The 13,566-nt window shown below is 59.8% G+C and carries 12 protein-coding genes; 8 read left to right on the top strand and 4 right to left on the bottom strand.

The window, feature by feature from the left end:
• Positions 1 to 8 precede the first annotated feature (8 nt).
• Positions 9 to 596: a TIGR00730 family Rossman fold protein gene (locus tag J1D76_RS10430; RefSeq protein ID WP_421138252.1), complete on the bottom strand. Its 588-nt coding sequence runs from the start codon at positions 594 to 596 to the stop codon at positions 9 to 11.
• A 345-nt stretch (positions 597 to 941) separates the two neighbouring features.
• Here J1D76_RS10430 and azu point away from each other — a divergent pair, with 345 nt between their 5' ends.
• On the top strand, positions 942 to 1,388 hold the full coding sequence (azu, locus tag J1D76_RS10425; protein WP_421138251.1) for an azurin: 447 nt from the start codon (positions 942 to 944) through the stop codon (positions 1,386 to 1,388).
• A gap of 173 nt (positions 1,389 to 1,561) precedes the next feature.
• Here azu and nadE read toward each other — a convergent pair whose 3' ends face one another.
• The 3 genes from nadE to J1D76_RS10410 form a co-directional block, all read right to left on the bottom strand.
• Complete coding sequence (gene nadE / locus J1D76_RS10420) at positions 1,562 to 2,389, bottom strand: ammonia-dependent NAD(+) synthetase (RefSeq protein ID WP_421138250.1); 828 nt, start codon at positions 2,387 to 2,389, stop codon at positions 1,562 to 1,564.
• 4 nt (positions 2,390 to 2,393) lie between these two features.
• A complete protein-coding gene (gene pncB, locus J1D76_RS10415; protein WP_421138249.1) occupies positions 2,394 to 3,620 on the bottom strand; it encodes a nicotinate phosphoribosyltransferase in 1,227 nt (408 codons plus the stop codon).
• A 329-nt stretch (positions 3,621 to 3,949) separates the two neighbouring features.
• Complete coding sequence (locus J1D76_RS10410; protein ID WP_421138248.1) at positions 3,950 to 4,855, bottom strand: LysR family transcriptional regulator; 906 nt, start codon at positions 4,853 to 4,855, stop codon at positions 3,950 to 3,952.
• A gap of 175 nt (positions 4,856 to 5,030) precedes the next feature.
• On the opposite strand from J1D76_RS10410, the gene J1D76_RS10405 reads away from it, so the two are divergent.
• From J1D76_RS10405 to J1D76_RS10375, 7 genes are all read left to right on the top strand, one after another.
• The gene (locus tag J1D76_RS10405) at positions 5,031 to 6,521 is read left to right on the top strand and encodes an aldehyde dehydrogenase family protein (RefSeq protein WP_421138247.1); all 1,491 of its coding nucleotides are present in this window, start codon (positions 5,031 to 5,033) and stop codon (positions 6,519 to 6,521) included.
• A 110-nt stretch (positions 6,522 to 6,631) separates the two neighbouring features.
• Complete coding sequence (locus J1D76_RS10400; RefSeq protein ID WP_421138246.1) at positions 6,632 to 7,915, top strand: NAD(P)/FAD-dependent oxidoreductase; 1,284 nt, start codon at positions 6,632 to 6,634, stop codon at positions 7,913 to 7,915.
• A 363-nt stretch (positions 7,916 to 8,278) separates the two neighbouring features.
• Positions 8,279 to 9,412, top strand: coding sequence for an ABC transporter substrate-binding protein (locus J1D76_RS10395; protein WP_421138245.1), 1,134 nt, complete (start codon positions 8,279 to 8,281; stop codon positions 9,410 to 9,412).
• A 236-nt stretch (positions 9,413 to 9,648) separates the two neighbouring features.
• The gene (locus J1D76_RS10390; protein ID WP_421138244.1) at positions 9,649 to 10,563 is read left to right on the top strand and encodes an ABC transporter permease subunit; all 915 of its coding nucleotides are present in this window, start codon (positions 9,649 to 9,651) and stop codon (positions 10,561 to 10,563) included.
• Positions 10,564 to 10,566: 3 nt separating this feature from the next.
• On the top strand, positions 10,567 to 11,850 hold the full coding sequence (livM, locus tag J1D76_RS10385; RefSeq protein ID WP_421138243.1) for a high-affinity branched-chain amino acid ABC transporter permease LivM: 1,284 nt from the start codon (positions 10,567 to 10,569) through the stop codon (positions 11,848 to 11,850).
• Positions 11,847 to 12,719 (top strand): ABC transporter ATP-binding protein, encoded by an 873-nt coding sequence (locus J1D76_RS10380; protein ID WP_421138242.1) that lies wholly within the window; start codon positions 11,847 to 11,849, stop codon positions 12,717 to 12,719. The genes livM and J1D76_RS10380 overlap by 4 nt, the downstream gene beginning before the upstream one ends.
• Positions 12,716 to 13,432, top strand: a complete 717-nt coding sequence (locus J1D76_RS10375; RefSeq protein ID WP_421138241.1) for an ABC transporter ATP-binding protein — start codon at positions 12,716 to 12,718, stop codon at positions 13,430 to 13,432. The genes J1D76_RS10380 and J1D76_RS10375 overlap by 4 nt, the downstream gene beginning before the upstream one ends.
• The last annotated feature ends 134 nt before the right edge of the window (positions 13,433 to 13,566 follow it).

Genomic DNA, 13,566 nt, shown 5'->3' with positions numbered 1-13,566 from the left:
CCAAGCCGTTAGCTGGGTTTTTGCTCGGCCCATTTTGGCGCCACGGACGGCTGCCATTTATCCAGTGTATCGAGCAGGGTTTGCGGTGATTCGCTCACTTGCAGCATGTCACGGTGCTGCCCGCGAACGAAGCCTTCGCCGACGATGTGATCAAGAAAAGACGTCAACTTGTCGTAGAAGCCGTTCACTTCCAGCAAACCCAGCGGTTTGCCGTGGTAGCCGAGTTGGCCCCAGGTCCAGACTTCAAACAGCTCTTCCAGGGTGCCAAGGCCGCCAGGCAGCGCGATAAAGGCATCACTGAGCTCGGCCATTCGCGCCTTGCGCGCATGCATGCCATCGACCACTTCGAGGCGTGTCAGGCCGCTGTGGCCGATTTCCTTGTCCTTGAGGCTTTGCGGGATGATGCCGATCACTTCACCGCCGGCCGCCAGGGCTGCATCGGCGACGATGCCCATCAGGCCCACCGCGCCGCCGCCATACACCAGGGTCAGCTTGCGCTCGGCCAAGGCCCGGCCGAGAGTCACGGCGGCTTCGCGATAAGCCGGGTTGGCGCCGGTGCTGGCACCACAAAATACACAAACGGATGTTAAAGACATGCTTTGCTCCAGGGTCGATCAGGACCACAGAGTAAAGGCAGGCGCACGCCACTCCAAGGTCTAGACTTCGCGCTGGGGTGTTTCGTACGTCCCGCTGGCGCCGCAGGCATAGGCGGCGAGCAAACTGCACAACAGACTGTTGATGAACATGATCACGACTCCGGGTTTTGAGGGGCAGTCCGATCATAGGCCCGGGCCAGACGCTTGGCTGGTAGATATTTCGTATCGGTGTCATAGCCCAGAAGTTGTATACAATTTTTGAGTCAAGTCATATGAACTTGCGAAGATTTCAGGCAGTCTTCTGTCCATTCGCGATTCTCGTTAACCCTGCCTTGGAGATTCACCATGTTTGCCAAACTCGTTGCGGTATCCCTGTTGACACTGGCCAGCAGCCAATTGATGGCTGCCGAGTGCAAGACCACCATTGACTCCACCGATCAAATGTCCTTCAACACCAAGGCCATCGAAATCGACAAAAGCTGCAAGACCTTTACCGTCGAGCTGACCCACTCCGGCAGCCTGCCGAAAAACGTCATGGGCCATAACTTCGTGTTGAGCAAAGAGGCGGACATGCAGCCAATCGCCACCGATGGCCTGAACGCTGGCATCGACAAGAACTACCTGAAAGACGGCGACACCCGCGTGATCGCTCACACCAAAGTCATCGGCGCCAAGGAAACCGATTCGGTGACCTTCGATGTGTCGAAGCTGGATGCGGCTGAAAAATACGGTTTCTTCTGCTCGTTCCCGGGCCACATCTCGATGATGAAAGGCACCGTGACCCTGAAGTAACCAGGTTCACCGCGCCATCGTTTTTCGCTGGCAAGCCAGCTCCTACAGAAATAACACATCCCTTGTAGGAGCTGGCTTGCCAGCGAAGAGGCCATCAACATCGACGCATGTTTTGGCCAAAGAAAAGCCCGCTGTGGATCACTCCAAAGCGGGCTTTTTCATTCACTCACGCCTCAAGGCGCAAACGGCATCACGCGCTTGTGGTGGGTCTTGTTGTACGTGTCGACGATGATCTTGAATGCTTCTTCACGCACCGGATTACCGTGCAGGAACGCATCGATCTCGGCGTAGGTCACGCCGTGTGAAGCTTCGTCCGGTTTTCCCGGCGACAGGTCTTCGAGGTCGGCGGTCGGCACTTTCTCCACCAACGACTCCGGCGCACCGAAGCTGCGGGCAATCGCGCGAACCTGGTTTTTCACCAGGCCACTGAGGGGCGCGAGGTCACAGGCACCGTCACCGAACTTGGTGAAGAAACCCATCACCGCTTCGGCTGCATGGTCGGTGCCGATCACCAGGCCATGGGCCGCGCCGGCGATGGTGTACTGGGCGACCATGCGCATGCGCGCCTTGGTGTTGCCGAGCACGAAATCCACCGATACGGCGTGCTTGCCTTCGAACGCGGCTACTTCATTGGCCAGGGATTTCACCGCCGGACCGATGTTCACCGTGTGGCGCTCGTCCGGCTTGATGAAGTCCACCGATGCCTGGGCGTCGTGTTCATCGAACTGGGTTTCGTAGGGCAGGCGCACGGCGATGAATTTATAGGCGGCATCACCGCTGCGCTGGCGCAGCTCACGCACGGCACGCTGGGCGAGCAGGCCGGCGGTCAGCGAGTCGACGCCACCGCTGATGCCCAACACCAGGGTCTTGAGCCCGGCATTGACCAGGCAATCCTGGATGAAGGTCACCCGCCGGGCGACTTCGGCTTCTAGCGCCGCTTCGTCGGCGAATGGCGGCTGGACCTTGAGCTGTTCAGCAATCTCACGCTGTACGGCTTGCATGAATTCACTCCTTGCTTGATGGACTTGAAAGGGCGGCAGGGACTTGGAAAACGTGTCGCAAGTAAGCGACGAAATTCGGGTCTTTGCAGTGCGTCTTGCCGGGCTCGTCGGAGATCTTCGCCACCGGCTGACCGTTGCAGGCGGTCATTTTAAGCACGATGCTCATCGGTTCGACACCTGGAATATCACACGTCAGGTTGGTGCCGATGCCGAAGCTGACATTGATCCGACCGCGCAGCGCGCGGAATATCTCCAGCGCCTTGGGCAGGGTCAGGCTGTCGGAGAAGGTCAGCGTCTTGCTCGTCGGGTCGATGCCGAGCTTGTGGTAGTGGGCGATGGCTTTTTCCGCCCAGATCACAGGGTCACCGGAATCGTGGCGCAAGCCGTCGAAGAGCTTGGCGAAAAACAGGTCGAAATCGCCGAGGAAGGCATCCATGGTGATGCAATCGGTCAGGGCGATTCCCAACAGGCCTCGGTATTCGCGGACCCAGCAATCGAGGGCGGCGATCTGGCTGTCGATCAGTCGCGGGCCGAGTTGCTGGTGGGCCATGATCCATTCGTGGGCCATGGTACCCAGCGGCTTCATGTCCAATTCCCGGGACAGGTGCACATTGCTGGTGCCGACAAAGCGTCCAGGGAAGTCGTGCTTGAGTACGTTCACCACTTCTTCCTGCACGCGGTAGGAAAAACGCCGGCGCGTGCCGAAATCGGCCACCTGCAATTCGGACAATTCGTCGCTGCTGGCGTTGGCGCTCAGCCAGTCGAACTTGCGGTACAGCTGTTCGCGGGCCTGCTCCAGCACCACCTCGCGGTAGCGATAACGGTTGCGCACTTCGCTGACCAGCGCCAGCAGCGGCACTTCGAACAGGATCACATGCAGCCAGGGGCCACGCAGGCGGATGAACAGCTCGCCGTTTTCGATACCGGTGTGGATGTAGCGCAGGTTGAAGCGAAACAACCCGAGAAAGCGCAGGAAGTCCGGCTTGAGGAAACTGATGCGCTCCAGGAAGCTCAGTTGGTCGGCGCTCAGGCTCAATTCGGCCAGGCGCTCGATCTGGAAACGGATCTCCGCCAGGTATGGGCGTAGATCTTCACTGTTACGGCAACGAAACTCCCATTCGACTTCGACGTTCGGGTAGTTGTGCAGCACCGCCTGCATCATCGTCAATTTGTAGAAGTCGGTGTCGAGCAGGTTCTGCACGATGCGATCGGCAAACACACTCTCGCTCATAACGGGAATCTCCAGCGTTGCAGCGGTATTGATCAATGGCGCTAGTGGCGCATATCAAGGACAAGGATTACCAGCATTTTTTCTGGCAAAGCGGACCCTGTAGGAGCTGGCTTGCCAGCGAAGGCGGTCTATCAATCGACATCAATGATGGATGTGCCGGCCCCTTCGCTGGCAAGCCAGCTCCTACAGGGATACATATTCGCAGCGAGATATTTTGTCGGCCCACGCACTGTAGGAGCCGGCTTGCCGGCGAAGGCGTCCTTGAGTTTTGCGCTGAATTGTCGGCAGCATTCGCTAGCAAGCCAGCTCCTACAAGTTGATGGCGTCCGTCAGGTCGCATCCGGGCTGTCAATCTGCTCCAGCATCCACTTCACAAAATCCCGCACCTTGGGCACTTCCGCCGAATGTTCCGGGTACGCCAGGTAATAGGCGTCACTGCTGGGCATTGCATGCTGCCAGGGAATGACCAGTTTGCCGTCGGCCAGTTCTTCTTCCACCAGGAATCGCGGCAACAGCGCCACGCCGCAACCGACCTGGGCGGCGCGGATGCACATGTAGAAGGTTTCGAAGCGCGGGCCGTGGTAGCTGTGTTCGGTGTGGTAACCCTGATGATCGAACCAGTCGTGCCAGGCCTGGGGGCGCGAGGCGTTTTGCAGTAGCACCAGATCGGTCAGTTGCGTGGGATCGGTGAACGGCGTGTCGGGCAGGCTGCCGGGGGCGCATACCGGAACAAGCTCTTCGCCGAACAGCTTCAGGCATTCCGTGCCGGGCCGCGAGCCCTGGCCGAAGTAGAATGCCAGGTCGCTGCGACCTTGCAGCAGGTCGTCCGCTTCCTGTTCGCTGCACAGGTCCAGGTGAATCGACGGATGCCGCAGGCGCCAGCCTTTCAGCCGTGGTACCAGCCAGCGAGCGCCGAAGGTCGGGGGCGTCGAAACCCGCAGGACTTCGGTTTCGCCGCCGTAGGAACGCAGGTAATGGGTCGACATCTCGACCTGGGTGAGAATTTTTCGCACCTCGACCAGGTACAGATCGCCGGCCGGGGTCATCTGCAAGCGCCGGCGAATCCGGCGAAACAGCAGGTGTTGCAACAACTCTTCAAGTTGCGCGACCTGTTTGCTCACGGCGCTTTGGGTCAGGTTCAGTTCTTCGGCGGCCCGGGTGAAGCTCAAATGCCGGGTTACGGCTTCGAAGCACTGCAACGCAGCAATCGATGGCAAGTAGCGTTTATTGAGCATGGGCGGTCCTTTGTTCTTGTTTCTTTATTGCCAGCAATGCACAGCATGAATAAACGGAATGATATCTCTCTTAAAGGTCGTTTGTTGAGTAACCTGCGGGCAGCTAAAACTACAGGTCTGGCCAGTCGTGAAATTGCGGCTGCACGTGTTCTGTCTTTTGCTTGAGGAGTGACCCATGGTTGCCGCATTGCTTGATCGTCTAGGTGTGAACCCGGCCCTGTACCAGAACGGCAAAGTGCCGGTGCATTCGCCGATCGATGGCAGCAAGATCGCCGCCGTGAACTGGGAAGGTGCCGCGCAAGTCGAGCAGCACATCAGTCGCGCAGATCATGCGTTCGAACTGTGGCGCAAGGTGCCGGCACCGCGTCGTGGCGAACTGGTCCGCCAATTTGGCGAAGTGCTGCGTGAATACAAGGCCGACCTTGGCGAATTGGTGTCCTGGGAAGCAGGCAAGATCACCCAGGAAGGCCTGGGCGAAGTGCAGGAAATGATCGACATCTGCGATTTCGCCGTCGGCCTGTCCCGTCAGTTGTACGGCTTGACCATCGCTTCCGAGCGTCCTGGCCACCACATGCGCGAAACCTGGCACCCGATCGGCGTTGTCGGCGTGATCAGCGCGTTCAACTTCCCGGTCGCGGTGTGGGCCTGGAACACCACGCTGGCGCTGGTCTGTGGCAACCCGGTGGTGTGGAAACCGTCGGAAAAAACTCCGCTGACCGCACTGGCCTGCCAGGCACTGTTCGATCGCGTGGTGAAGGATTTCAGCGATGCCCCGGCGAACCTGTGCCAGGTCATCATCGGCGGTCGCGATGCTGGCGAAGCCCTGGTCGATGACCCGCGTGTTGCGCTGATCAGCGCCACCGGCAGCACCCGCATGGGCCGCGAAGTGGCGCCGAAAGTGGCCGCACGTTTTGCCCGCAGCATCCTTGAACTGGGCGGCAACAACGCCATGATCCTTGGCCCGAGCGCCGATCTGGACATGGCCGTTCGCGCCATCCTGTTCAGCGCCGTCGGCACCGCTGGCCAGCGCTGCACCACCCTGCGTCGCCTGATCGCCCATGAGTCGGTGAAAGAAGAAATCGTCACCCGCCTGAAAGCCGCGTACTCGAAAGTGCGTATCGGCCATCCGCTGGAAGGCAACCTGGTCGGTCCGCTGATCGACAAGCAAAGTTTTGAAAACATGCAGGATTCGCTTGAGCAGGCGTTGAGCGAAGGCGGCAAGGTCTTCGGCGGCAAGCGCCAGCTTGAGGACCAGTTCCCGAACGCCTACTACGTGTCGCCGGCCATCGTCGAAATGCCGGAGCAGAGCGACGTGGTCTGCCACGAAACCTTCGCCCCGATCCTGTACGTGGTCGGCTACAGCGACTTCCAGGAAGCCCTGCGCCTGAACAACGCCGTGCCACAAGGCCTGTCCTCGTGCATTTTCACCACTGACGTGCGTGAAGCCGAGCAATTCATGTCGGCCGTGGGCAGCGACTGCGGCATTGCCAACGTCAACATCGGTCCGAGCGGTGCGGAAATCGGTGGCGCGTTTGGGGGCGAGAAAGAAACCGGCGGTGGTCGCGAGTCCGGCTCCGATGCATGGCGCGGCTACATGCGCCGCCAGACCAACACCGTGAATTATTCGCTGGAGTTGCCATTGGCCCAAGGCATTACGTTCGACTGATGGTCCCCTTCGCTGGCAAGCCAGCTCCTACAGGGCATCGCAAACGTCTGTAGGAGCTGGCTTCCCGGCGAAGCTCTTGTTGTTTGTTGGGTTTCTGTTGGAGTCTGGCAATGCCGTTACGCGAAGAGTGTCTGTGGGAAAAACTGACGCCGCAAAGGCCGGACCATTCGGCCCTCAAGGGTGAGGTCACGGTGGATGTCTGCGTCGTCGGTGCCGGGTTTACCGGGTTGTCGGCGGCGGTGCATTTGCTGGAACAAGGCAAGAGCGTGTGTGTGCTGGAGGCCCATCGCGCGGGTCATGGTGGTTCGGGGCGCAACGTCGGCCTGGTCAACGCAGGGATGTGGATTCCCCCGGACGAGATCGAAGCCGGGTTTGGCACCGAGGTCGGCAGCCAGCTCAACCGCATGCTGGGGGCGGCGCCATCGCTGGTGTTCAGCCTTGTGGACAAGTACAACATCGATTGCCAGTTGCGCCGCGAAGGCACGTTGCACATGGCGCACAACGCCCGCGGCGAAGCTGACTTGCGCAGTCGAGAAGAACAATGGAAGCGCCGTGGGGCGCCGGTGGAGTTGTTGACCGGCCAGGCCTGCGAGCAAGCCACGGGCACCAAAAAGATCGCCGCCGCGCTGCTTGATCGCCGTGCCGGCACGCTCAACCCGATGGCCTACACCACGGGTCTGGCCAAAGCCGCCATCGGCCTCGGTGGTCAATTATTCGATCACTCGCCCGTCACCCGACTGGAGCGCCAAGGCCAACGCTGGTCGGTACAAACCGCCCAGGGTTCGGTGATGGCCGAGAAAGTCGTGATTGCGTCCAACGCCTACACCGAAGGCGACTGGACCCAGTTGCGGCGCAATTTCTTCCCCGGTTACTACTACCAGGTGGCCTCCGTTCCGTTGACCGAGGAAGCTGCGCAGCAAATTCTGCCGGGTGGCCAAGGGTCGTGGGACACCCGCCAGGTCCTGAGCAGCATTCGCCGCGATAAAGACGGGCGGCTACTGCTCGGCAGTCTCGGTAATGGCAATCAAAAACCGGCCTGGTTCCTCAAGGCCTGGGCCGACCGGGTGCAGCAGCACTATTTCCCGTACCTCAAACCGGTGGAGTGGGAGTGCACTTGGACCGGTTGCATCGCCTTCACACCCGATCATTTGATGCGTCTGTTCGAGCCGGCGCCCGGATTAGTGGCAGTCACCGGCTACAACGGCCGGGGCGTGACCACCGGGACGGTGGTCGGCAAAGCCTTCGCCGATTACTTGTGTAACGGAAATCCTCAATCGTTGCCGATTCCGTTCGCCCCCATGCAGCCATTGGCCGGGGTGGGCTTGCGCAGCTGTCTGTATGAGGCCGGGTTTTCGCTGTATCACGCAGGCCAGTGCTTGCGGATCGTGATTTGATTGTCGATTTTCACAGTGGGAAGCGGCGCTTTTTCGATCAGCAGCTAGCCTGTAATGGTGCGGGTTGTAGCAGTCCCGCACCAGCAGTGTGCACTTCGGTGACGCACGATGTTACAGGCTGGTTGCACGTCGTTTGGTGCCGCGGTTGCAATGATGGCGCACTAGGGTTGCGCCTCAAAATATGTAGGGTTTCACCTTCCGCGGTTTAGACGGTTGCACGCCCAATGAAAATGGGTCCGAAACAGTCGAAAAAACAATAAAGCAGCGACTTGTTCAAGAATAAAAAACCGATGGCACGGCCCTTGCTCTGAGCAATCAGTGAAGTCGCAGTGCCAACTAAAAAAAACCTTGGAGCACCACCTCATGTCCCATACGTTTTACAAGAAAGGCTTTCTGGCTCTCGCAGTGGCAACTGCGTTGGGTGTTTCTGCGTTTGCACAAGCTGATGTGAAAATCGGTGTGGCGGGCCCGATGACAGGCGCCAACGCGGCATTTGGCGAGCAGTACATGAAGGGTGCACAGGCAGCGGCCGATGCGGTCAACGCAGCGGGCGGCGTCAACGGGGAAAAAATCGTACTGGTCAAGGGCGATGACGCCTGCGAACCGAAACAGGCTGTGACGGTCGCCAAGGACCTGAGCAACCAGAAAGTCGCCGGCGTTGTCGGTCACTTCTGCTCCTCGTCGACCATCCCGGCCTCCGAGATCTACGACGAAGCGGGCATCATCGCGATCACTCCTGGCTCCACCAACCCACAAGTCACCGAGCGCGGCCTGAGCGCCATGTTCCGTATGTGCGGGCGTGACGACCAGCAAGGTATCGTGGCTGGCGACTACATCGTCGACGTGCTCAAGGGCAAGAAAGTCGCGGTCATCCACGACAAGGACACCTATGGCCAAGGCCTGGCGGATGCCACCAAGGCACAGCTGATCAAGCGCGGCGTGACCCCGGTGATCTATGAAGGCCTGACCCGTGGCGAAAAAGACTTCAGCGCCCTGGTCACCAAGATCCGCGCCGCCGGCGCCGACGTCGTCTACTTCGGCGGTCTGCACCCAGAGGCCGGTCCACTGGTTAAACAACTGCGTACCGAAGGCCTCAAGGACGTGAAATTCATGTCCGACGACGGCATCGTGACCGACGAACTGGTGACCACCGCTGGCGGCCCGCAATACGTCGACGGCGTGCTGATGACCTTCGGCGCCGACCCACGTCTGCTGCCAGACAGCAAGACCGTGGTAGACGCTTTCCGCAAGGCTGGCACCGAGCCTGAAGGCTACACCCTGTACGCCTACGCTTCGGTCCAGACCCTGGCCGCTGCCTTCAATGGCGCCAAGTCCAACAAGAGCGAAGACGCTGCCAAGTGGCTGAAAGCCAACCCGGTCAAAACCGTCATGGGCGAGAAGACCTGGGATGCCAAGGGCGACCTGAAAGTCTCCGACTACGTGGTTTACCAGTGGGACAAGGACGGCAAATACCACCAGCTGGAAAAACAGAAGTAAGGGCTGACCCGATCAGGGTACCCCGAGAACCTTTGTAGGAGCCGGCTTGCTGGCGAAGGCGGACTTGCAGTCGACATTTTTGTCGAATGTTCAATCGCCTTCGCTGGCAAGCCAGCTCCTACAGGGGGGTGTGGGACTGCCTGATCGTGGCTGACATTGCTCCGACGTATATCTGTATTTTCCTTAGAAGAACCGCGCAGCCACATGCGCAGGTTCTCATTGCGTGAGATTGCGTTATGGATGGTATTTTCCTGCAGCAACTGGTCAACGGCCTGACCCTCGGGTCGGTCTATGGCCTGATCGCCATCGGCTACACAATGGTCTATGGCATCATCGGCATGATCAACTTCGCCCACGGCGAGGTTTACATGATTTCCGCTTACCTCGCGGCAATCAGTCTGGCTCTGCTGGCTTACTTCGGTATTGAATCCTTCCCGCTGCTGATGCTCGGCACTCTGGTCTTCACCATCGTGGTCACGGGGGTGTATGGCTGGGTCATCGAGCGTATCGCCTACAAACCGCTGCGCAACTCCACCCGACTGGCACCGCTGATCAGCGCCATCGGGATCTCGTTGATCCTGCAAAACTATGCACAGATCGCCCAGGGCGCTCGCCAACAAGGCGTTCCAACCCTGTTGACCGGTGCGTGGCGAATCGATGTAGGGACCGGCTTCGTGCAGCTCACCTACACCAAAGTCTTCATTCTGGTCGCTGCCTTCGTCGGCATGGGCCTGCTGACCTACGTCATCAAGTACACCAAGCTCGGCCGCATGTGCCGCGCCACCCAGCAAGACCGCAAGATGGCCTCGATCCTGGGGATCAACACCGACCGGGTGATTTCCTATGTGTTCATCATCGGTGCAGCGATGGCGGCCCTGGCCGGCGTGCTGATCACCATGAACTACGGCACGTTCGACTTCTACGCAGGCTTCGTCATCGGCATCAAGGCGTTCACCGCCGCCGTGCTCGGCGGGATCGGTTCGCTGCCTGGCGCCATGCTCGGCGGGATCATCCTCGGCATCTCCGAGTCGCTGTTCTCCGGTCTGGTCAACTCGGACTACAAGGACGTTTTCAGCTTCTCGCTGCTGGTCCTCGTTCTGGTCTTTCGGCCCCAAGGCCTGCTCGGCCGTCCTCTTGTGTCGAAGGTGTAAGCGATGTCTTCAACCACTCATAAATCAATCGATATCAAAAAAAGCCTGGTTGACGCGATTCTTGCCGGCCTCATTGCCCTGATCGTGTTCGGACCGATCGTCGGCATCGTGCTCGAAGGCTACAGCTTCAACCTGGAACCGACCCGCGTCGCCTGGATTGTCGCCATTGTCATGGCTGGCCGCTTTGCCCTGAGCCTGTTCCTGCAAACCTCCAAGGGCCTGAAAATCCTCGAAGGCTTCGAGGTCACTGGCTCCGGGGTTCACGTACTGCCGCCTGACTACAAATCCCGCCTGCGCTGGATCATCCCACTGGTCATCCTGATTGCCGTGGTGTTCCCGTTTTTTTCCAACTCCTACTTGCTGGGCGTCGTTATCCTCGGGTTGATCTATGTGCTGCTGGGGCTGGGGCTGAACATCGTGGTCGGTCTGGCCGGCCTGCTCGACCTGGGTTACGTGGCGTTCTACGCCATCGGTGCCTATGGCCTGGCACTCGGTTATCAATACCTGGGCCTGGGTTTCTGGACGGTACTGCCACTGGCGGCGATCACCGCGGGCCTGGCCGGTTGCATCCTCGGCTTCCCGGTCCTGCGCCTGCACGGTGACTACCTGGCCATCGTGACCCTGGGCTTCGGTGAAATCATCCGCTTGATCCTCAACAACTGGCTGTCGCTGACCGGTGGCCCGAACGGCATGCCGGCGCCACTGCCGACCTTCTTCGGCCTGGAGTTCGGCAAGCGGGCGAAAGATGGCGGGATCCCGTTCCACGAGTTCTTCGGCATCGCCTACAACCCGGACGTGAAGTATTACTTCATCTACGCGGTGCTGTTCCTGGTGGTGCTGGCCGTGCTGTACATCAAGCATCGCCTGGTCAAGATGCCAGTCGGCCGCGCCTGGGAAGCCCTGCGTGAAGACGAGATCGCTTGCCGCTCCATGGGCCTGAACCACGTACTGGTCAAGCTCTCGGCGTTCACCATCGGTGCCTCGACAGCCGGCTTGGCCGGGGTGTTCTTTGCCACCTACCAGGGCTTCGTCAACCCGACCTCCTTCACCTTCTTCGAATCGGCCCTCATCCTCGCCATCGTGGTACTCGGCGGTATGGGCTCGACCATCGGCGTGGTGATTGCAGCCTTCGTGCTGACCGTCGCCCCGGAACTGCTGCGCGGCTTTGCGGAATACCGCGTGCTGCTGTTCGGCATCCTGATGGTGTTGATGATGATCTGGCGACCGCGCGGCCTGATTCGGATCAGCCGTACCGGTGTGACACCGCGTAAAGGAGTAGCGCCATGAGCGAAGTCGTACTCTCGGTAGAGAAGCTGATGATGCACTTCGGCGGCATCAAGGCGCTGAACGATGTCAGCCTGCAGGTCAAACGCAACTCGATCTTCGCCTTGATCGGCCCCAACGGCGCCGGCAAGACCACCGTTTTCAACTGCCTGACCGGGTTCTACAAGGCCTCGGGCGGCAAGATCGAACTCAGCGTGCGCGGCGAGAAAACCAATGTAATCCAGTTGCTGGGTGAGAGTTTCAAACCCACCGATTTCGTTTCGCCGAAATCCTTCGCCAGCCGCCTGTACTACAAGATGTTCGGTGGTACCCACCTGGTGAACCGCGCCGGGCTGGCGCGCACGTTCCAGAACATTCGCCTGTTCAAGGAAATGTCGGTGCTGGAAAACCTGCTGGTGGCCCAACACATGTGGGTCAACCGCAGCATGCTCGCCGGCATCCTCAACACCAAGGGCTATCGCAAGGCTGAAAGCGATGCGCTGGACCACGCGTTTTACTGGCTGGAAGTGGTGGACCTGGTGGACTGCGCCAACCGTTTGGCCGGTGAGTTGTCCTATGGCCAGCAACGCCGTCTGGAAATCGCCCGCGCCATGTGCACGCGTCCGCAGATCATCTGCCTGGACGAACCGGCCGCCGGCCTCAACCCTCAGGAAACCGAAGCGCTGAGCGCGATGATCCGTCTGCTGCGTGACGAGCACGATCTGACCGTGGTGCTGATCGAACACGACATGGGCATGGTGATGAGTATTTCCGACCACATCGTGGTGCTGGACCACGGTATTGTGATCGCCGAGGGCGGTCCCGACGCGATACGCAACGATCCGAAAGTGATTGCCGCCTACCTGGGCGCTGACGAAGAGGAGGTGGTATGACCGCACCTATCCTCGAACTCAAGGAACTGGACGTTTTCTACGGGCCGATCCAGGCCCTGAAAAAAGTCTCGATGCACATCAACGAGGGGGAAACCGTCAGCCTGATCGGCTCCAACGGCGCCGGCAAATCGACCCTGCTGATGTCGATCTTCGGCCAGCCCCGGGCCGCCGACGGGCAGATCCTCTATCAGGGCGTGGACATTACCCACAAGTCGTCCCACTACATCGCTTCCAACGGCATCGCCCAATCGCCGGAAGGGCGGCGGGTGTTCCCCGACATGACCGTCGAGGAAAACCTGTTGATGGGCACGATCCCGATTGGCGACAAGTACGCCAAGGAAGACATGCAGCGTATGTTCCAGCTATTTCCGCGGCTTGAAGAGCGGCGTACCCAGCGGGCGATGACCATGTCTGGCGGCGAGCAGCAAATGCTCGCCATCGCCCGTGCGTTGATGAGTCGCCCCAAGTTGTTGTTGCTGGATGAGCCGAGCCTGGGCCTGGCGCCGATCGTGGTGAAGCAGATCTTCGCCACCCTGCGGGAACTGGCCAAGACCGGCATGACCATCTTTCTGGTGGAGCAGAACGCCAACCACGCGCTGCGCTTGTCGGATCGGGCGTACGTGATGGTCAACGGCGAAATCCGCATGACCGGCACTGGCAAGGAGTTATTGGTCAACGAGGACGTGCGTAACGCCTACCTCGGCGGGCACTGAGTTTCAGCGGTTATGCACAAGCCCCGGCGCGCAATCGCCGGGGCTTTTTTACCCCTCCAATTCACCACAACCCCGGTAGGAGCGAGCCTGCTCGCGAAGCTCCCCTGGGCAACGCGTTTATCCAGAATGTTCGC

The organism is Pseudomonas sp. NFX15 (assembly GCF_049132105.1).
Taxonomy (GTDB): Bacteria; Pseudomonadota; Gammaproteobacteria; order Pseudomonadales; family Pseudomonadaceae; genus Aquipseudomonas.
The sequence above is the reverse complement of the archived record's forward strand: the minus strand, read 5'-3'. Positions and strand labels throughout refer to the sequence as shown.